Here is a 259-nt window from a genome sequence, read left to right as displayed (position 1 = left end):
TCTAAAAGTTAAGTCATAGGAATAAGCCCAAGAGTTCACAAGTCCATCTAACATTAAATTATGAATTCCTCTAACATGTCGCACCTCCCAAAAACTTAGGCCTTGCATCACCGTCTTAGGTAATGTTCGCTGATAGCCAAGTTCAACATCTACAGGCGTGATACGATCAGACCAACTCGCCCAACCCCAGCAGAAAAACTTGGAGGAAAACTGTATCTCACCACTGTTAAAGTCTGTTATTTCACGACGTCCCCCGATG

General features: G+C 43.2%; 1 protein-coding gene. It reads right to left on the bottom strand.

Annotation, left to right across the window (positions count from 1 at the left end):
* Positions 1-259, bottom strand: a 259-nt coding sequence (locus ACYP03_RS26815; RefSeq protein ID WP_459782781.1) for a hypothetical protein, incomplete at both ends; no start/stop codon positions are given.

The organism is Photobacterium sp. R1 (assembly GCF_054600795.1).
This window is presented reverse-complemented; position numbering and strand designations above follow the sequence as displayed.